The following is an 18,932-nucleotide window of genomic DNA, read 5'->3' on the forward strand; positions in this document are numbered from 1 at the left end:
TGGACATATCCGTTGCTGCGGTAACGGCCGCTTATGGTTTCGCCCTTACGGCGAGTCCCTTTTGGCAAGCGCCGGACTGCCGGCCCAGCCAAAAGGAACCAAAAACGCTCGCCCCAGCGTACGGTGAACTGGTCTAATGATTCCGGACACTTCTTAAGGGCGATATTATTTCGCGAACTTGGAGGTTCCATGAACGAAAGAAAAGTCTATACCCGCGAGTTCAAGCTGCAGGCTGCCAGCATGGTGCTTGATGATAACTGCCCGGTTCCAGACGTTTGTGCATCGTTGGATATCGGGCCCACCGCTTTACGGCGCTGGGTCGATCAGGTTCGTAAGGAGCGTGAAGGGCAACCAGTCAAAGGCACCAAGGCAATTACTGACGATCAGCGCCAGATCCAGGAGCTCAAAGCCAAGATCAAGCGGATGGAGATGGAAGCAGAAATCCTAAAAAAGGCTACCGCTCTCTTGATGTCGGATCCCGATCGTTTTCGATGATCGCGGAGCTAAGAGAGTCATTCCCGACGGCCGTGGTGTGTCGTGTGTTCGATGTGAAGCGCAGCAGCTTTTACGAGTGGATTCAGCGGCGTGCCAAGCCACGAATCGAACGTGAAGAACTCAAATCGAAAGTCGTTGCATTGCACAACCAAAGCCGCGAAGCCATGGGCTCCAGGATGATCAGCAAGGGCCTGAAGTCCCAAGATATTGAAGCAGGAAGAAACCTGGTCAGAGCACTGATGAGGGAGGCCAACATTGTCAGTAAACAACGCCAGCCACATCCATTTAGATCCAAGGGCGTGGAGGCATTTGTCGCGCCTAATCGGCTCAAACGCAACTTCAAACCAACTGCAATCAATCAGGTTTGGTGCGGCGACGTTACCAGCCTGATGGTGGGAAAACGCTGGATTCATCTGGCCATCGTGATCGATTTGTATGCTCGCAGGGTCATTGGTTGGGCTTTCTCTCTGGTCAATGACGCCAACCTGGTCAGCAAAGCGCTACGCATGGCAACAGCGGTACGGACGTGTCCTCCAGGGCTGGTGTTTCACTCGGGTCAGGGCTGTCAGTACACCAGCCACAAATGTCAAGATGAGCTGACGCGCCACGGCATTTTGCAAAGCATGAGCCATCGGGGCCAATGCTGGGATAACGCCCCAACAGAGCGTTTTTTCGGCACACTGAAGTCAGAGTGGGTACCTCGCAATGGCTACAACCTGATCGAGGAGGCGAAAACGGACATGGTGCGCTTCTTCATGTACTACAACCGCACCAGGCTCCACAGCTACAACAACTACCTGTCGCCAATAGCCATGGAGCAAAAAGCGGCATAGCCACCGTAATCGGTGTCCGGGATTACTTGACCAGTTCATGCTCGCTCCTACAGGGGGTTGCGGGATGCTTTTGATCTTCTGTGGGAGCGAGCCTGCTCGCGATGGTCGTCAACGATGACGCGGGCTGCCTGAATGCCCGCGGTGTCCGGTCTACCATCGCGAGCAAGCTCGCTCCTACAGGGGATTGCGGGATGCTTTTGATCTTCTGTGGGAGCGAGCCTGCTCGCGATGATGGTTAACGATGACGGGGGCTGTCTGAGGATTGGTTTTAGACTCGGATCATTTCCCGCACCTTTGCGGTCAGCAGGTCGAAGGTGAAGGGTTTGGTGATCATTTGCATGCCGGGGTCGAGGAAGCCGCCGCGGACGGCGGCGTGTTCGGCGTAGCCGGTGATAAAGAGGACTTTGAGGTCGGGGCGGTATTGGCGGCCGATTTCTGCCAGTTGGCGGCCGTTCATGCCGGGCAGGCCGACGTCGCTGATCATCAGGTCGATGCGCTGCGTCGAGTCGAGGATCGGCAGGGCGCCGTCGGCGTCGGCGGCTTCGACGAAGGCGTAGCCGAGGTCGCTCAGTACGCTGCTCACCAACACCCTGACGGCCGGGTCGTCTTCGACGATCAATACGGTTTCGCCCGCCTGGGCGAACAGGGTGGGGCTGATGTGCGTCGGGCTGTCCAGCGGTAGGTCACCGCCAAAACGCGGCAGATACAGACGGACCGTGGTGCCTTTGTCCACCTCGCTCTCGATGGAGACATGCCCGCGCGACTGCTTGCTGAAGCCATAGATCATCGACAGGCCCAGGCCGGTGCCCTGGCCGATCGGTTTGGTGGTGAAGAACGGGTCGAAGGCGCGGTTGATCGTGCTTTGTGGCATGCCGCAACCGTCGTCGCTGACGCTGAGCACCACATAGTCGCCTGGGGCGAGGTTGGCGTGGGCATCGGTGAAGTCACGACCCAGGTGCTGATTGTGGGTGCGCACCACCAGTTTGCCACCGTCGGGCATGGCGTCGCGGGCGTTGATCACCAGGTTGAGCAGGGCGCTTTCCAGTTGATTGCGGTCGGCCTCGGCCACCCACAATTCCTTGTCCAGTTGCATGTCCAGGCGAATGCTTTCGTCGATGCTGCGGTGCAGCAGCTCGCCCATGGACGCCACCAGCTCGTTCATTTCCACCGGTTTGGAATCCAGCGACTGGCGCCGGGAGAAGGCCAGCAGGCGGTGGGTCAGGCCCGCCGCGCGGTTGGCCGAGGTTACGCCGAGGTCGATCAGGCTGTCCAGATCCTCGGTGCGTCCGCGGGCCAGGCGCCGGCGCAGCAGTTCCAGGCTGCCGATGATGCCGGTGAGCATGTTGTTGAAGTCGTGGGCGATGCCGCCGGTGAGCTGGCCGACGGCTTCCATCTTCTGTGACTGACGCAGCGCCTCTTCGTTGTGGCGCAGCTCGGCGGTGCGCTCCTCGACCTGTTGTTCCAGGGTTTCGAGGGTGGTTTGCAGGCGCAGTTCACTCTGGCTCAGGTCCACCAGCCGGTCCCTGGCTTCGTACTGTCGCCTGCGTCCGCGCAAGGCGGTGCTCACCAGGCTGATCAGGGTGACGGGGTGGAAAGGACGTTCGAGGAAAGTGACGTTGCCCAGTTGCGCGCCAAACTTCGAGCCGTGGCTGTGTTCGGGGCCGCCACGGTGGGTCATCAGCACGATGGGCAGGTCCGACCAGGCCGGTTGCTGCTCGATCAGGTCGAACAGCGGCTCCATGTCCGCGCCGAGCAAGGCTTCGGACGAGATCAACAGCAAGCCTGCACCCTGTTCCAGTTCAGCGCACAGGCCGATCAGGTCACGGGTGACGACACCGGCATACCCTGCTTCATTGAGCATCATCAGGGCGATCTGGCTGTCCCGTCCGAGCGGGGCGAGGATGATCGCGCGCTCGGACTTCGATGAGCGAAGCGTCACGGCGCTTCGTCCGCGAGCAACGGCTGGCTGGCGCCCAGGTAGGTCGGAACACCGCGCAACACGCCCTGGAAGGCATCCAGGGGTTCGCCGATGGTCATGCCTTTGGCGCTGATGCGGTACTCACGAATGGTAGATTCATGGCTGCCGGTGCGTTTCTTGATGATCGAGATCGCCCGGCGCACCTGCCCGATTGCTTCGAAATACCGCAGCAGGATGACGCTGTCGGCCAGGTAGGTGATGTCCACCGGGGCCATCATGTCGCCGACCAGACCGTGCTGGGCGACGGTCATGAAGGTCGCCGCGCCCTTGCGGTTGAGGTACAGCAACAGCTCGTGCATGTGCAGCACCAGGGCGTTCTCTTCCGGCATTGCTGCCTGGTAGCCGTTGAGGCTGTCGATGACCACGGTCTTGATGTGGTGCTCGTCGACGCAGCGGCGCACCCGGTGGGAGAACTCGCCAGGGGACAGTTCGGCGGCGTCCACTTGCTCGATCAACAGGTTGCCGGTGTCCTGCAGTGCCTTGAGGTCGATGCCGATGTTGCGCATGCGTTCGAACAGCAGGCCCAGCTCTTCATCGAAAATGAACAGCGCGGCCTTCTCGCCGCGATTGACCGCCGCCGCCGCGTAGATCAGCGCGATCAGCGATTTACCGGTCCCGGCAGGGCCAAGAATCAGCGTGCTGGAACCGGTTTCGATGCCGCCACCGAGCAGCGCGTCCATTTCCTTGATGTCGCTCTTGAGCTGCGTGCGCACGTACTCGCCGCGGTGTTCGGCGGCCACCAGGCGCGGGAACACGTGCACGCCATCGCCCATGATGGTGAAGTCGTGAAAGCCGCCGCGGTATTTCTGGCCACGGTACTTGACCACGCGAATGCGGCGGCGCTCGGCGCCGTAGTTGGGGGTCAGTTCCTCCAGGCGAATCACGCCGTGGGCGACGCTGTGCACGGTTTTGTCCAGGGATTCGGTGGTCAGGTCATCGAGCAGCAGTACCGTGGCGTCGTAGCGCACAAAGTAATGCTTGATTGCCAGGATCTGCCGGCGATAGCGCAGTGAGCTTTGCGCCAGCAGGCGGATTTCCGAGAGGCTGTCGAGCACCACGCGGGTCGGCTTGAATCGCTCGACCGCTTCGAAAATCTGCTTGGTGGTTTCCCCCAGTTCCAGGTCCGAGGAATACAAAAGGCTTTGCTGGGATTCGCTGTCGAGCAGGCTTTCCGGTGGCGTGAGCTCGAAGATATGGATGTGCTCATCCGAGATCCCAGCCATGAGACGACGCGCCCTGGCGCAGCTCGCGCTCGGTTTCGGACAGGGTGATGTACAACGAGCGCTCGCCGGCTTGGGCGCCGGCCAACAAGAATTGCAAAGCGACGGTGGTTTTGCCGGTACCGGGTTCACCCTCCAGCAAAAATACATGACCACGGGACAGGCCGCCGGCGAGGATGTCATCGAGACCCTCGATACCGGTGGCGGCTTTTGCATTGATCAACTCGTTAGATGTAGACAAAGAATGTCCTCTCGTGACTCGAAATGGTGAGGCAACGGACCGCAAAGGCCTGATGGGGCTGCCTTTTCACTTGACCATTGGTCGCGATGAGCGTTCCACGGTTCATCCGACTTTTTACAGGCCCTGCTGCAAGGCCGGATCGTCGGGATTGAGCTGTTCGAGCTGGGCCTGGAGGATCTGCACGTTCTGCAACTGGCCGCTTTCCTTCCAGTAGTTGATCAACAGTACCCGCGCCTTGCGGTCGGCCGGATGACGCTGGACGATTTCCTGCAATTGCTTCTGCGCCGCTTCCAGTTCGTGCTCGCCGTGCAGGGTGGTGGCCAGGTCGTAGCGGTAATGTTTGTTGTCCGGCTCCAGCTCCACGGCCTTGGACAGGCCGAGCAGGGCGAACTCGCTCTGGCCGTGATGCAGCAGCCACATCCCCAGGGCGTGTTGCAGGTAGGCGGAATCGGGTTGGGCCTTGAGCTGTTTGGCCAGCAGCAGGCGGGCGGCTTCGCTCTGGCCTTGCTTGTCGAGCACTTCGATCTGCATCACCAGCGCCGGCAGATTGTCCGGGGCCAGGCGCAGGGTGTTGTCCAGCGCCTGTTGCGCGGCTTTGTATTCGCCGTTGTGCAGGTGCAGCCGGGCCAATTGGTACTGGTTCTCGGCACTTTCCGGCGCTTGCACCAGCACCTGTTCCCAGGCGTCGATGGCTTGTTCCAGCGGCCCGAAATACAAGCCCAGCTCATCCGGCGAAAGCCCCAGCAGGGCGTTGACGGCGGCCAGCCGCACGCTTTGTTCGCTGTCATCGAGCATCGGCCCCAGCAGCAGGCTGCGCTGGCCGTTGGGCACCAGGGCGCTGATGCTGTTGATGGCGGCGATGCGCACTTCGGGGGCTTGGTGTTGCAGGTCGGCGTCCGCCAGTTTCAGCGCCACCGAGCTTGGGTAGTTGGGCAGTTCGGCGTGCAGCCAGACCCGGCGCTTGGGCGAGATGTCGGGGCGGCCCAGTTGCTGATAGAGCACCCGCGCCGCGCCCGGTTGGCCGTTGCGTGCCTGGGTCAGCGCTTCACTGTAGCCACGCCTGATCGCTTCCGGCACCACCGGCGTGGTGCTGCGCAGCAACAGCCAGGCGACGCCAAGGGCGAGCAGGGCACAGAGGCCGATGATCAGGTAGCGACGGGGCAGGGGCATGCAGGTATCCGGAAGCTGACAATCGGTTACAAAAGCTGTCAGCTTCGGTCAGGCAGGGCCGTGAGTCAAACCCGACGGCCCTGAAAAGTGCTCAGCTGCTCAATCGCGCAACTCGACGCGGTCGCGAAACTGCGCCAGGGCCTCGGGGTTGGCCAGTGCGTCGGTGTTTTTCACCGGCCGCCCATGCACCACGTTGCGCACCGCCAGTTCCACCACCTTGCCGCTGATGGTGCGCGGGATGTCGCTGACGGCGACGATCTTCGCCGGTACATGGCGCGGCGTGGTGTTGGCGCGAATGACCTGGCGAATCTGCTGTTGCAGGGCCTCGTCCAGTTTGACGCCCTCCTGCAAGCGCACGAACAGCACCACGCGCACGTCGTCCTGCCATTGCTGGCCGATGGCGACGCTGTCCTGCACCTGCGGGACTTTCTCCACCTGCCGGTAGATTTCCGCGGTGCCGATGCGCACGCCGCCGGGGTTGAGCACGGCGTCCGAGCGGCCGTGGATCATCATCGCGCCATGGGCCAGTTGTTCGGCGTAGTCGCCCTGGGCCCAGACTCCGGGGAACTGGCTGAAATAGGAGGCACGCAGTTTTTCGCCGTCCGCATCGTCCCACAGGCCGACGGGCATCGCCGGGAAATGCCGGGTGCACACCAGTTCGCCTTTTTCGCCGATCACCGCCTGGCCGGCGTCGTTCCACACCTCGACGGCCATGCCCAGGCTCTTGCCCTGGATCTCGCCACGGCGCACCGGTTGCCACGGGTTGCCGTTGACGAAGCAGGAGATGATGTCGGTGCCCCCGGACATCGAGGCCAGGCACAGGTCGGGCTTGAGGTCGCGGTAGACGTAGTCATAACTCTGTGGCGACAGCGCGGAGCCTGTGCACAGCAAGGTTTTCAGGCTGCCCAGGTCATGGCTGTGGCGTGGTTTGACGCCGGCGTTTTCCAGGGTCGCGAGGAATTTCGGGCTGGTGCCGAACACGCTGATGCGCTCGTCGTCGATCAGCTCGATCAGGCGCTCCGGGTCTGGCTCGAACGGAGAGCCGTCGTACAGCACGATGGCGCTGTCCACGGCCAGGGCCGAGACCAGCCAGTTCCACATCATCCAGCCGCAGGTGGTGTAGTAGAACAGCCGGTCGGCGGGGCCGAGATCGCAATGCAGGCCGTGCTCCTTGGCGTGTTGCAGCAGCACGCCGCCGGTGCTGTGGATGATGCACTTGGGTACGCCGGTGGTGCCGCTGGAGTAGAGGATGTACAGCGGATGGGCGAAGGGCACGGCGACGAAGTCCGGTTCGCCGCCGGGTTCATAGAAGTCCTCCCAGAGCGCGACGTCGGCGTGGGTGTGGAAGTCGCTGGCGTGCACATCGGCGCGGGCGTAGGGCACGACGATCAGTTGTTGCAGGGTCGGCAGGCGTTCGAGGATTTCGTTGACTTTGGCGCGCTGGTCGATGTCCTTGCCGGCGTAGCGGTAACCGGCGCAGGTGATCAGCACTTTCGGCTCGATCTGGCCGAAGCGGTCGATCACCCCCTGGGTGCCGAAGTCCGGCGAGGAACACGACCAGATCGCCCCCAGGCTGGTGGTCGCCAGCATCGCCGCCAGGGTTTGCCAGGTGTTGGGCATGCACGCGGCCACGCGGTCGCCCAAGCCGACACCGGCGGCTTGCAGGCTGTGTTGCAGGCCGGCGACGTGCTCGGCAAGTTCCGCCCAGGTGAACTGCTCGCGCTGGCCGTTCTCGGCGATGGCGATCACCGCCACGGCATCGTCACGCCGGCGCAACAGGTGTTCGGCAAAGTTCAGGGTGGCGCCGGGAAACCACTGGGCGCTGGGCATGTGCTCGCCTTCGACCAGCACGGCGTCGGGCTGGGTGTGGAAGCGGATGTCGAAGAAGTCGACGATGGCCTGCCAGAAGTGCTCGCGCTGGTCGATCGACCATTGGTGCAGGGCCGGGTAGTCATCGAGGTGCACGGCATGGCGCTGCTGGACGAAGCGGCGGAAGGCTTCCATGCGGGTCTTGCCAATGCGCTCGGGGCTGGGTTGCCAGAGGATGTCGGACATGGGGTTGCCTCTTGTTATAGGTATGACTGATGCACCGCCATCCCCCACTGTGGGAGCGAGCCTGCTCGCGATGATTGACCAGGCACCGCAGGGGTGTCAGGCAGCCATCATTTTCGTTGACGTCCATCGCGAGCAGGCTCGCTCCCACAGGGGGGGGCAGGAGCCGAAAAGGGGGCTGCCAATTATTGCGCCAACCACCCACCATCAATATTCCACGCCGCGCCACGCACCTGGCTGCCGGCTTCGCTGCACAGGAACAGCACCAGCTCGCCCAGTTGCGGCGGGGTGACGAATTCCAGTGACGGTTGTTTCTCTGCCAGCAAGTCATGCTGCGCCTGCTGCGGGTCGGTGCCGGCGGCGATGCGGTCGTCGATCTGCTTTTGCACCAGCGGCGTCAGCACCCAGCCCGGGCAGATGGCGTTGCAGGTGACGTTGCTGGTGGCGGTTTCCAGGCCGACCACCTTGGTCAGGCCGATCACCCCATGTTTGGCGGCGACGTACGCGGCCTTGCCCACCGAGCCGACCTGGCCGTGTACCGAAGCGATGTTGATCACCCGGCCCCAATCCTTCTTGCGCATGCCCGGCAGGCTCAGGCGCGTGCTGTGGAATACCGACGACAGGTTGATGGCGATGATCGAATCCCAGCGCTCCACCGGGAACTCTTCCACCGCGGCCACGTGCTGGATGCCAGCGTTGTTGACCAGGATGTCGACACCGCCGAACTCACGCTCGGCGTAGGCGATCATGTCGGCGATCTGCGCCGGGTCGCTGACGTCGGCCGGGTGATGGCCAACCTTGCCGCCGAACTGCCCAACTTCGGCGATCACCTGCGAGGCATCGCCGAAGCCGTTGAGAATCAGGTTGGCGCCGGCCTTGGCCAGGCTCAGGGCAATGCCCAGGCCGATGCCGCTGGTGGAGCCGGTAACCAGTGCGGTCTTGCCGGTAAGAGTGGTCATGAATACCTCACACAATGCCAGTGGCGTAGAAAACACCGATCACCACGAAGACCGCCAGGGTCTTGATCAGCGTAATACAGAAAATGTCTTTGTAAGCTTCGCGGTGGGTCAGGCCGGTCACCGCCAGCAGGGTGATCACGGCGCCGTTGTGCGGCAGGGTGTCCATGCCGCCGCTGGCCATCGCGGCCACCCGGTGCAGCACTTCCAGCGGAATGTTGGCCGCGTTGGCGGCTGCAATGAAGTCATTGGCCATGGCCGCCAGCGCGATGCTCATGCCGCCCGAGGCGGAGCCGGTGATACCGGCCAGCAGGGTCACGGTGATGGCTTCGTTGACCAGCGGGTTGGGGATGCTCTTGAGCCAGTCGGCCAGCACCAGGAAGCCCGGCAGGGAAGCGATCACTGCGCCGAAACCGTATTCCGAAGCGGTGTTCATCGCCGCCAGCAGCGCACCGCTGACCGCGCTCTTGCTGCCTTCGGCCAGCTTGCTGCGAATCGCCTGGAAGCCGAACACCAGCACCATCAGGATGCCCACCAGCAACGCTGCCTGCACCGCCCAGATGGCGGTCAGCTTGGCGATTTCGGTGGTCACCGGCGCGGCCATGCCCGGCAGCGCCAGGCTGTGGGTCTTGCCGTACCACTGCGGAATCCACTGGGTGAACAGCAGGTTCATGATGCCCACCGCCAACAGCGGCGACAGGGCGACCCACGGGTTGGGCAGCTTGATGTCGGCGGCGGTTTCCGGCTCGTTGCGCAGTTCGGTGCCATAACCTTCACCGGCGCGCTGGGCCTTGTTGCGCATGTGCTGCAGGAACAGCATGCCGGCGCTGAATACGAAAATCGTGCCGATCAAGCCCAGCCACGGCGCCGCCCAGGCGGTGGTGTTGAAGAAGGTGCTGGGGATGATGTTCTGGATCTGCGGGGTGCCGGGCAGGGCGTCCATGGTGAACGAGAACGCACCGAGGGCGATGGTCGCCGGGATCAGGCGCTTGGGAATGTTGCTCTGGCGGAACATCTCGGCGGCGAACGGGTAGACCGCAAACACCACCACAAACAGCGAAACACCGCCGTAGGTGAGCAGGGCGCACACCAGCACGATGACCAGCATCGCCTGGCGCGTGCCGAGCAGGCGAATGGCGGCGGCGACGATGGAACGCGAGAAGCCCGACAGCTCGATCAGCTTGCCGAACACGGCGCCGAGCAGGAACACCGGGAAATACAGTTTGATGAAGCCGACCATTTTTTCCATGAACACCCCGGTGAAGGCGGGGGCGACGGCGGAAGGGTCGGTGAGCAGTACGGCGCCGAGGGCGGCGATGGGGGCAAAGAGGATAACGCTGTAGCCGCGGTAGGCAGCGAGCATCAGCAGCGCCAGGGCTGCCAAGGCGATGATCACACTCATGGTGTGTCTCCTGGGATTGTTATTTTTGTGTGGGTGAAGCTGTGGGGAGGGGCTTTAGCTAGATTTGTGCCATGTATGTAACATGTTGAAATATAAGGATATTTTTATTTTTTGGAGTAGTGTTTCGGATTTTTGTCTCTGATTTGAGACATTTGTTGATTGGGAGGGCCTCATCGCGGGCAAGCCCGCTCCTACAGAGTTTGCGGTGAACCCATAACCTGTAGGAGCGGGCTTGCCCGCGATTGGATCTGTCTACCAATGGAGATGCATGTCTCTTTATTGAGACTCTGCAATCCCCAAAGCCACCATCTTCTTGTACAAGGTCGACCGCCCCAGCCCCAACCGCGCCGCCGCCTCAACCACCTTGCCCCCACATTGCGCCAGGGCCGACTCGATCAATTGCCGGTCGAACCGCTCCCGCGCCTGGCTGAACGTCTCATGGCCCAGCGCCTCGACCACCACCGGCGTCGCACGCTGCACCGGTGCAAACGTACCGATGGCCCCGCGAATATCCTCGGCATTGAGCTGTAAGTCATCACTGAGCAGCGCGGCGCGCTCCAGCACGTTGCGCAGTTCGCGGATGTTGCCGGGCCAGGCGTGCTGGCCCAGCAGTTCCAGGGCCTCGGCGTTCAATTCATGCTGGCTGCGCAGCTCTTCAAGGATCGCCTCGCTCAGGGCCGGCAGGTCATCGAGGCGATCGCGCAGCGGCGGCACCTGGATCGGCAGTACATTGAGCCGGTAGTACAAGTCGGCGCGGAACTCGCCGCGCTTGATCGCTGCTTCAAGGTCGATGGAGGTCGCGGCGATGACCCGCACATCGCTCTGGATCACTTCATTGGAACCCACCGGCTCGAATTCCTTTTCCTGCAACACCCGCAGCAGTTTGCTTTGCAGCGGCAGGGGCATGTCGCCGATTTCGTCGAGGAACAGCGTGCCGCCCTGGGCGATCTGCAACTTGCCGGCGCGGGCCTTGCGGTCTGCACCGGTGAAGGCGCCGGGGGCGGTGCCGAAGAATTCCGCTTCCAGCAAGGCTTCGGGAATCGCCGCGCTGTTGATGCTGACGAAGGCCTTGTGCGCACGCGGCGAGGCGCCGTGGATCGCCTGGGCCAGCAATTCCTTGCCGCTGCCGGTTTCCCCCAGCAGCAACACCGGCGAATCGGTACTGGCGCTGCGTCGGGCGCGGCGTTTGACCTCCAGGCTGGCAGCGCTGGTGCCGATGAAGTGGGCGAAGTTGTACTTGGTCTGCCGTGCCCGCAGCAGCGAGCGGGTCGAGGCCAGTTCTTCCTGCATGCTCATGTAGCGCTTGAGCATCGGCGACAGGCTGCGCAGCTCGTCGAACAGGGCAAAGCCGATGGCGCCGATGACCACGCCGGCGTCATCGTGGATCGGCAGGCGCATGACCACCAGCGGCTCCTTGGGCGTGTCCTGCATGTCCAGCAGGATCGGCCGGCCGGTGCGCACCACCTCGCGCAGCAGGCTGCCGGGGATCACGCTTTCACAGGCCTTGCCGATGGCGAACTCGGCCGACTCCAGGCCGAAACGCCGGGCATAGCGCTCGTTCATCCAGACGATGTTGGCGTCGCGATCGACAATCACCGTGCCTTCGCTGGATTGCTCGATGATTTCGAACAGCGAGCGGATTGCCAGGAGGCGGACGCGTTGGTAGTCCTTCAGGCTTTCGGTGGAATTCATGTCGGTGAATCCTGGATTTGTGTTGTCTGGTCGGGCGTCATCGCGGGCAAGCCCGCTCCTACAGGGGGGCAGTGTTTTCATTAACACCGCATTCCACTGTGGGAGCGGGCTTGCCCGCGATGGCCGCGACACGGTCGCCAATTATGCTTACAACTGATGCGCCGCCGCCAACAGCTCCTTGGTATACGGATGCTGCGGCGAGTCGAACACCTCGTGGCTGGCGCCGCTCTCGACCACCTTGCCGTCCTTGATCACGATCATGTCGTGGGCCAGGGCGCGGACCACCGCCAGGTCGTGGCTGATGAACAGGTAGGTCAGGCCGTGTTTTTCCTGGAGCTGGCGGAGCAGGGCGACCACCTGTTTCTGCACGGTGCGGTCCAGGGCCGAGGTCGGTTCGTCGAGCAGGATCAGCGCCGGCTTGAGCACCAGGGCCCGGGCAATGGCGATGCGCTGGCGCTGGCCGCCGGAGAATTCGTGGGGGTAGCGATGGCGGCTTTCCGGGTCCAGGCCCACCTCGCGCAGTGCCTGGATCACCTGGGCGTCGCATTCGCCGGCGCTGGAGTCGCTGTGCACCTCGAGGCCTTCGCTGATGATCTGCGCCACCGACATCCTCGGGCTCAGGCTGCCGAACGGGTCCTGGAACACCACCTGCATCTTCTTGCGCCAGGGCCGCAGTTGTTTTTGCGACAGGCCATCGAGCGCCTGGCCCTGGAAACGAATGCTGCCTTCGGAGTCGAGCAGGCGCAGGATCGCCTGGCCCAGGGTCGACTTGCCCGAGCCCGACTCACCGACAATGCCCAGGGTCTTGCCGCGCTGCACATTCAGGCTGATGCCGTCCACCGCGTGCAGGTAGCTCTTGCGCCGGAACAAGCCGCCACCGAGGGCGAACCGAACTTGCAGGTTGTCTACTTCGAGGACGTTCTCGCGCTCGTCCCGCGGCAGCGCTTCGCCTTCGGGTTCGGCATTGAGCAGCACGCAGCTGTAGGGGTGCTGCGGCTCGGTGAACAGCGTCTCGCAGGGGGCTTGCTCGACGATTTCCCCGGCCTTCATCACGCACACGCGCTGGGCGATGCTGCGCACCAGGTTGAGGTCGTGACTGATCAGCAGCAGCGACATGCCCAGGCGCTGTTGCAGGGACTTGAGCAGGATCAGGATCTTGCGCTGCACCGTGACGTCGAGCGCGGTGGTCGGTTCGTCGGCGATCAACAGCTCCGGCTCGCAGGCCAGGGCCATGGCGATCATGATCCGCTGGCGCTGCCCGCCGGACAGCTGATGGGGGTAGGCCTTGAGCCGTTCCTTGGGTTTCTGGATGCCCACCAGTTGCAACAGTTCGAGAATCCGTGCCTGGGCCGCCTTGCCGGTCAGGCCCTTGTGCAGCATCAGGGTTTCGCCGATCTGCTTTTCGATGCTGTGCAGCGGGTTGAGCGAGGTCATCGGCTCCTGGAAAATCATCGCGATGCGGTTGCCGCGCAGCTCACGCAACACCTTCGACGAGGCGCCGAGCAGTTCCTTGCCGCGATAGCGGATGCTGCCGCTTGATTGCGTGTCGGTTTCCGGCAGCAGTTGCAGGATCGAGTGCGCGGTCACCGACTTGCCGGAGCCCGACTCGCCGACCAGTGCCAGGCATTCACCGGGGCGGATGTCCAGGCACAGGTTGCGCACCACGGTCTGGCCGCTGAAGGCCACGCTGAGGTTGCGGATTTCGATCAGGTTGCTCATGTCGAATGCTCGCTGGGTGACGTGGGCTGAGGCTCAAGAGCGTGCTCAAGAGCGAGGGTCAAATGCATCGCGCAACGCCTCGCCAATGAATACCAGTAGGGAAAGGATCAGCGCCAGGGTGAAAAACGCCGTCAGGCCCAGCCAAGGCGCTTGCAGGTTCTGCTTGCCCTGGCCGATCAGTTCGCCCAGCGAGGCGCTGCCCGCCGGCATGCCGAAGCCGAGGAAGTCCAGGGCGGTCAGGGTCGAGATCGCGCCGGTGAGGATGAACGGCAGGTAGCTCAGGGTCGCGTTCATCGCGTTGGGCAGGATGTGCCGCACGATCACCTTGCGGTCGGTGAGGCCCAGGGCGCGGGCCGCCTTGACGTATTCCAGGTTGCGTCCGCGCAGGAACTCGGCGCGCACCACGTCCACCAGGGCCAGCCAGGAGAACAGCGCCATGATCCCCAGCAGCCACCAGAAGTTCGGCTCGACGAACCCCGAGAGGATGATCAACAGGTACAGCACCGGCAAGCCCGACCAGACCTCCAGCAAGCGCTGGCCGAGCAGGTCGACCCAGCCGCCGTAGTAGCCTTGCAGCGCGCCGGCGGCGATGCCGATCAGCGCACTGACGAAGGTCAGCATCAGCGCGAACAGGATCGACACCCGCGCGCCGAAGATCACCCGCGCCATGACGTCACGGGCCTGGTCGTCGGTGCCCAGCCAGTTGACGCTGGACGGCGGGCTCGGCGCGGGTTTATTGAGGTCGTAGTTGGGCGTGTCGTCGCTGAACGGGATCGGCGGGAACAGCAGCCAGCCGCCGTCCTTCTTGATCAGTTGCTGCACGTAGTCGCTGCGGTAGTCGGCCTGGAACGGCAGTTGCCCGCCGAATTCCTGCTCGGTGTAGCGCTTGAACACCGGGAAGTACAACGAGCCCTGGTAGCTGACCAGCAGCGGCTTGTCGTTGGCGATCAGCTCGCCGCCCAGGGTCAGGATGAACAGGCCGACGAACAGCCACAGCGACCACCAGCCACGGCGGTTTTTCTTGAAACGCTCGAAGCGCCGGCGCGCCAACGGTGAAAGCTTGAACATCAGGCGTTCCTCGCGGCGAAGTCGATACGCGGGTCGACCAGGGTGTAGCACAGATCCCCGACCAGTTTGATCAGCAGGCCGAACAGGGTAAAGATGAACAGCGAGCCGAACACCACCGGGTAATCGCGCGATACCGCCGCCTCGTAGCTCATGCGGCCCAGGCCGTCGAGGGAGAAGATCACCTCGATCAGCAGGGAGCCGGCGAAAAACACGCTGATGAACGCCTGCGGGATGCCCGACACCACCAGCAGCATGGCGTTGCGGAACACGTGGCCGTACAGCACGCGGCGCTCGCTCATGCCTTTGGCGCGGGCGGTGACCACGTACTGACGGGTGATTTCATTGAGGAACGAGTTTTTCGTCAGGATCGTCAGGGTGGCGAAGCCGCCGATCACCAGCGCCGTCACCGGCAGCACCAGGTGCCAGAAGTAGTCGGCGATCTTGCCCACGGTGGACAGCGATTCGAAGTTGTCCGAGACCAGCCCGCGTACCGGGAACCAGTTCAGCGACGTACCGCCGGCAAACACCACGATCAAAAACATCGCGAACAGGAACGCCGGCATGGCGTAGCCGATGATGATCGCCGTGCTGCTCCAGATATCAAAATGGCTGCCGTGGTGCACGGCCTTGCGGATGCCCAGCGGGATCGACACCAGGTAGGTGATGAGCGTGGCCCAGAGCCCGAGGGAGATGGTCACCGGCATTTTCTGCAGGATCAGGTCGGTGACCGTGGCGCCGCGGAAGAAGCTCTTGCCGAAATCCAGTTGCGCGTAGCTCGTGAGCATCAGCCACAGGCGTTCGTGTGCCGGTTTGTCGAAGCCGTACTGTTTTTCGATTTCCTTGATCAGTTGCGGGTCGAGGCCGCGACTGGCCCGCGAGCTGCCGCTGGCGATGTCGCCGGAGCCGCCGCCGACACTGGCGCCGCCAATGCCTTGCAGGTGCGCGATGGCCTGTTCCACCGGGCCGCCGGGTGCGGCCTGGACGATGACGAAGTTGACCAGCAGGATGATCACCAGCGTCGGGATGATCAGCAGCAGGCGCCGCAGAATGTAAGCCCACATCAGTGCGGCCCTCCGGGTTGGCCGCGCTTGATCAACTCGGCGGTCATCTGCTGGTTGGTCAAGGGCGTAGTGCTGACTTCCCACCAGCTCTCGATGGCTTCGTCATTGGCCGCCTGCACGCTGGGGATGCCGAAGCGGTTCCACCACACGGTCGAACTGCCCGGCGGGTAATAGTTGGGAATCCAGTAGTAGTTCCATTGCAGCACGCGGTCCAGCGCATGGGCGTAGCGCAACATGTCGGCCTGGGTGGTAGCGCGCACCAGACCCGCCACCAGGGTGTCGACCGCCGGGTTCTTCAGCACCATGTAGTTGTTGGAACCGGGGTCGTTGGCCGCTGAAGAACCGAAGTAGTTGTTCAGTTCGTTGCCCGGCGAGGTGGTGACCGGGTAGCCGGTGACGATCATGTCGTAGTCCCGGGACATCAGCCGGTTGACGTACTGCGAGGAGTCGATGCGGCGGATGTTGAGTTCGATGCCGATCTGTTTCAGCGTGCGCTTGTAGGGCAGCAGCAGGCGGTCCATGCCGTTCTGGCTGACCAGGAAGGTAAAGCTCAGCGGCTTGCCGTCGGCATTCACCAGTCGGTCGCCGTCGGGTTTCCAGCCGGCCTGTTCCAGCAGCGCCAGGGCTTGCAGTTGCTTGTCGCGGATCACGCCGCTGCCGTCGGTTTTCGGCGCTTCGAAGACCTGGGTGAACACTTCGTCAGGGATCTGCCCGCGCAGGGGTTCGAGAATCGCCAACTCGGCGGCATCCGGCAGCTCGCGCGCGGCCAGGTCGGTGTTGGAGAAGAAGCTCTGCTGGCGGATGTAGAGGTTGCGCATCATCTGCCGGTTGCTCCACTCGAAATCCCAGAGCATCACCAGGGCCTGACGCACACGGCGATCCTGGAACAGCGGGTTTTGCAGGTTGAACACGAAACCTTGCGCCGATTGCGGGGCATTCTGCGCCAGGTGGGCCTTTTGCAGGCGGCCGTCGCTGAGGGCCGGGCTGTCGTAACCGATGGAATACCCGGTGGCGGAAAATTCGCGGTTGTAGTCGTAGGCGCCGCCACGCAGGACCTGGCGTGCGACGTCGGTGTCGCCGAAGTACTCGATGCTGAAACGGTCGAAGTTGTACAGGCCACGGCTGACCGGCAGATCCTTGCCCCACCAGTTGGGATTGCGCTCGAACGTGATGCTGCGCCCGGAATCGACCTTGCTCACCTTGTACGGGCCACTGCCCAGCGGCGGCTCGTAACCGCCGCCACCGGCGAAGTCGCGGGTTTTCCACCAGTGCTCGGGAAACACCGGCAAGGTGGCGATGTCCAGGGGCAGGGTGCGGTTTTCGTTGCTGCTGAAGTCAAAGCGCACCGTCAGGGGCGACTCCACGACCACGCCTTTGACGTCGGCGAACTGCGTGCGATAGCGCAGGCTGCCCTGGGTCATCAGCAGATTGAAGGTGTAGCGCACGTCTTCGGCGGTGATCGGCTGGCCATCGGCGAAGCGGGCCTTGGGGTTGAGGTAGAAGCGTAGCGACAGGCCGTCGTCCGAACGCTCCATTTTCTGTGCGACCAGGCCATACACGGTGTAGGGCTCGTCGAGCGAGCGCTGGGCCAGCGGCGAATAGAGCCAGCCGTCGATCTGGGTCACGCCGATGCCTTTGTCTATATACGGCAGGATATGGTCGAAGTGGCCGATTTCCACGGCCGAACGGCGCATGGTCCCGCCTTTGGGCGCGCGCACGTTGGTGTAATCGAAATGACTGAAACCGGCGGGGTATTTCGCCGGTTCGCCGTAAACGGTCAGGGCGTGTTGCGGTGTGGCGGCAGTGGCTGGCAAACCCGGGAGCAAGGCCAGGGTGATCAACAGTGAAGATAAAAACAATCGCATTGTCGGCCTTGTGGCGTGAGTCTGGGGTGACGGCGGTTGGCTCGCAGATTACCGGGCAGTAAACCACATTGCCATGTCGTCCGGGGATCGGCGACGTGATGGCAGCGTGTTACCTGTCATTTGTGACAGTAGACAGGGCGCAGGCGGGGGCGCCAACTATCACCGGCGATTCTGGAGTTCGCATCACTGTCTATCTGATCGAGTCGGCGAAGGAGTCTGGTCATGGTTAACGATCCCAAAAAAACCTACCTTGAAATCAAGAGGGCGTTCACGCGCAGTGTGTTTCTCAGGGAGATCAATGATCCCTGGTCCGTCATCGTGCCCATCTGGACGGATGCGAAAGTCAGGGATGAGTACACGTTGCATTTGTTGGGCACTTTGGTGCCGGGAGAACCGAGCGAAGAAACGCTGGTGTACAACGACAGGGTGACCGCGGCGGATTTGAGCAGAGGTTTCGTCCAGATTGATTTGGGCAAGAATATGCTCATGGAATACGCTGATCAAACCAATATCCTTGTAAAGTTTGCAGCCATGGTTCAAGGCAAGATGACGCACTTTCCATGGATTCGTTACCGGCTGAATAAAACCCACCACGCACTGACACTGTTCGACCGTGGCCAGTTTGAAGGCTGGGATCAAGGCGCCGAAACCACCCCCGCTGATTTCACATTCATCACATTGAACGACAAGCCATGCCTGTGCTTTAACGTTGAAGAAGAGTTGCCCAGGAAGGTCATCATCTCGAAGAGTTTCAACCTGGTGCCGGGTAAGAAATACATCGTTGAAGCCGGCATCCAAATGCTCAGAACTGACCCGATGGAATTCATCTATGTCATCCTGAAGGAAGAAAAGCACGAGACCTGGTGGGTGTTTCAAAGTCATCTGGATCGACCTCACTACATTGAGCTGGGTGTTACGGGTGCTCGGTCCGGCTCTACCACGATTGAAATTGTTGCCAGCGATACGACGGAGAAGGGGCAGGGGAACACCCACTCTTTTGCAATCACTGATATTGCTGTTTACGAGGCCAATTCGCTGTGGTGGGAACCGGAGTGGGACCAGGAGTGGAATGTCGAGGACGAGCCCCCTGTCAAAGAGCCAGAGGCGGAGCCGGCACAGGCGTGAGGTGGCAGTGCACACAGTAAAACGCCGCTGATCCGGAAAGATCAGCGGCGTTTTT

General features: G+C 62.4%; 13 protein-coding genes and 1 pseudogene. 3 read left to right on the forward strand and 11 right to left on the reverse strand.

The features are described from left to right. Positions 1-189 precede the first annotated feature (189 nt). Positions 190-495 (forward strand): transposase, encoded by a 306-nt coding sequence (locus tag ABVN20_RS22125; RefSeq protein ID WP_368557882.1) that lies wholly within the window; start codon positions 190-192, stop codon positions 493-495. Next, positions 492-1,328, forward strand: a complete 837-nt coding sequence (locus ABVN20_RS22130; RefSeq protein WP_368557883.1) for an IS3 family transposase — start codon at positions 492-494, stop codon at positions 1,326-1,328. Before ABVN20_RS22125 ends, ABVN20_RS22130 begins: the two co-directional genes overlap by 4 nt. Positions 1,329-1,596: 268 nt before the next feature. Here the strand turns inward: ABVN20_RS22130 and ABVN20_RS22135 are convergent, their stop codons facing one another. From ABVN20_RS22135 to ABVN20_RS22185, 11 genes and pseudogenes are all read right to left on the reverse strand, one after another. Further along, positions 1,597-3,267: an ATP-binding protein gene (locus ABVN20_RS22135; RefSeq protein WP_368557884.1), complete on the reverse strand. Its 1,671-nt coding sequence runs from the start codon at positions 3,265-3,267 to the stop codon at positions 1,597-1,599. Beyond that, positions 3,264-4,767 (reverse strand): annotated as a pseudogene (locus ABVN20_RS22140) (ATPase domain-containing protein). The gene ABVN20_RS22135 and the pseudogene ABVN20_RS22140 overlap by 4 nt, the downstream one beginning before the upstream one ends. 114 nt (positions 4,768-4,881) lie before the next feature. After that, on the reverse strand, positions 4,882-5,937 hold the full coding sequence (locus tag ABVN20_RS22145) for a tetratricopeptide repeat protein (protein WP_368557885.1): 1,056 nt from the start codon (positions 5,935-5,937) through the stop codon (positions 4,882-4,884). Positions 5,938-6,036: 99 nt separating this feature from the next. After that, positions 6,037-7,992, reverse strand: a complete 1,956-nt coding sequence (locus ABVN20_RS22150; RefSeq protein ID WP_368557886.1) for an acetoacetate--CoA ligase — start codon at positions 7,990-7,992, stop codon at positions 6,037-6,039. Between the two features lie 182 nt (positions 7,993-8,174). After that, positions 8,175-8,948, reverse strand: a complete 774-nt coding sequence (gene hbdH / locus ABVN20_RS22155) for a 3-hydroxybutyrate dehydrogenase (RefSeq protein WP_368557887.1) — start codon at positions 8,946-8,948, stop codon at positions 8,175-8,177. A 7-nt stretch (positions 8,949-8,955) separates the two neighbouring features. Then, complete coding sequence (locus tag ABVN20_RS22160) at positions 8,956-10,347, reverse strand: GntP family permease (RefSeq protein WP_368557888.1); 1,392 nt, start codon at positions 10,345-10,347, stop codon at positions 8,956-8,958. Between the two features lie 276 nt (positions 10,348-10,623). After that, on the reverse strand, positions 10,624-12,039 hold the full coding sequence (locus ABVN20_RS22165) for a sigma-54 interaction domain-containing protein (RefSeq protein ID WP_368557889.1): 1,416 nt from the start codon (positions 12,037-12,039) through the stop codon (positions 10,624-10,626). Positions 12,040-12,186: 147 nt separating this feature from the next. Next, the gene (locus tag ABVN20_RS22170) at positions 12,187-13,758 is read right to left on the reverse strand and encodes an ABC transporter ATP-binding protein (protein ID WP_368557890.1); all 1,572 of its coding nucleotides are present in this window, start codon (positions 13,756-13,758) and stop codon (positions 12,187-12,189) included. 45 nt (positions 13,759-13,803) lie between these two features. Further along, positions 13,804-14,826 carry an ABC transporter permease gene (locus ABVN20_RS22175; RefSeq protein WP_368557891.1) on the reverse strand — a complete coding sequence of 341 codons (1,023 nt, stop codon included), beginning with the start codon at positions 14,824-14,826 and terminating at the stop codon, positions 13,804-13,806. Then, positions 14,826-15,887: a microcin C ABC transporter permease YejB gene (locus tag ABVN20_RS22180; protein ID WP_368557892.1), complete on the reverse strand. Its 1,062-nt coding sequence runs from the start codon at positions 15,885-15,887 to the stop codon at positions 14,826-14,828. Before ABVN20_RS22180 ends, ABVN20_RS22175 begins: the two co-directional genes overlap by 1 nt. Then, positions 15,887-17,752 carry an extracellular solute-binding protein gene (locus ABVN20_RS22185; protein ID WP_368557893.1) on the reverse strand — a complete coding sequence of 622 codons (1,866 nt, stop codon included), beginning with the start codon at positions 17,750-17,752 and terminating at the stop codon, positions 15,887-15,889. The genes ABVN20_RS22180 and ABVN20_RS22185 overlap by 1 nt, the downstream gene beginning before the upstream one ends. Positions 17,753-17,974: 222 nt before the next feature. On the opposite strand from ABVN20_RS22185, the gene ABVN20_RS22190 reads away from it, so the two are divergent. Then, positions 17,975-18,877 (forward strand): hypothetical protein, encoded by a 903-nt coding sequence (locus ABVN20_RS22190; protein WP_368557894.1) that lies wholly within the window; start codon positions 17,975-17,977, stop codon positions 18,875-18,877. Positions 18,878-18,932 lie beyond the last annotated feature (55 nt).

It is taken from the genome of Pseudomonas sp. MYb118, assembly GCF_040947875.1.
Lineage (GTDB): Bacteria > Pseudomonadota > Gammaproteobacteria > Pseudomonadales > Pseudomonadaceae > Aquipseudomonas.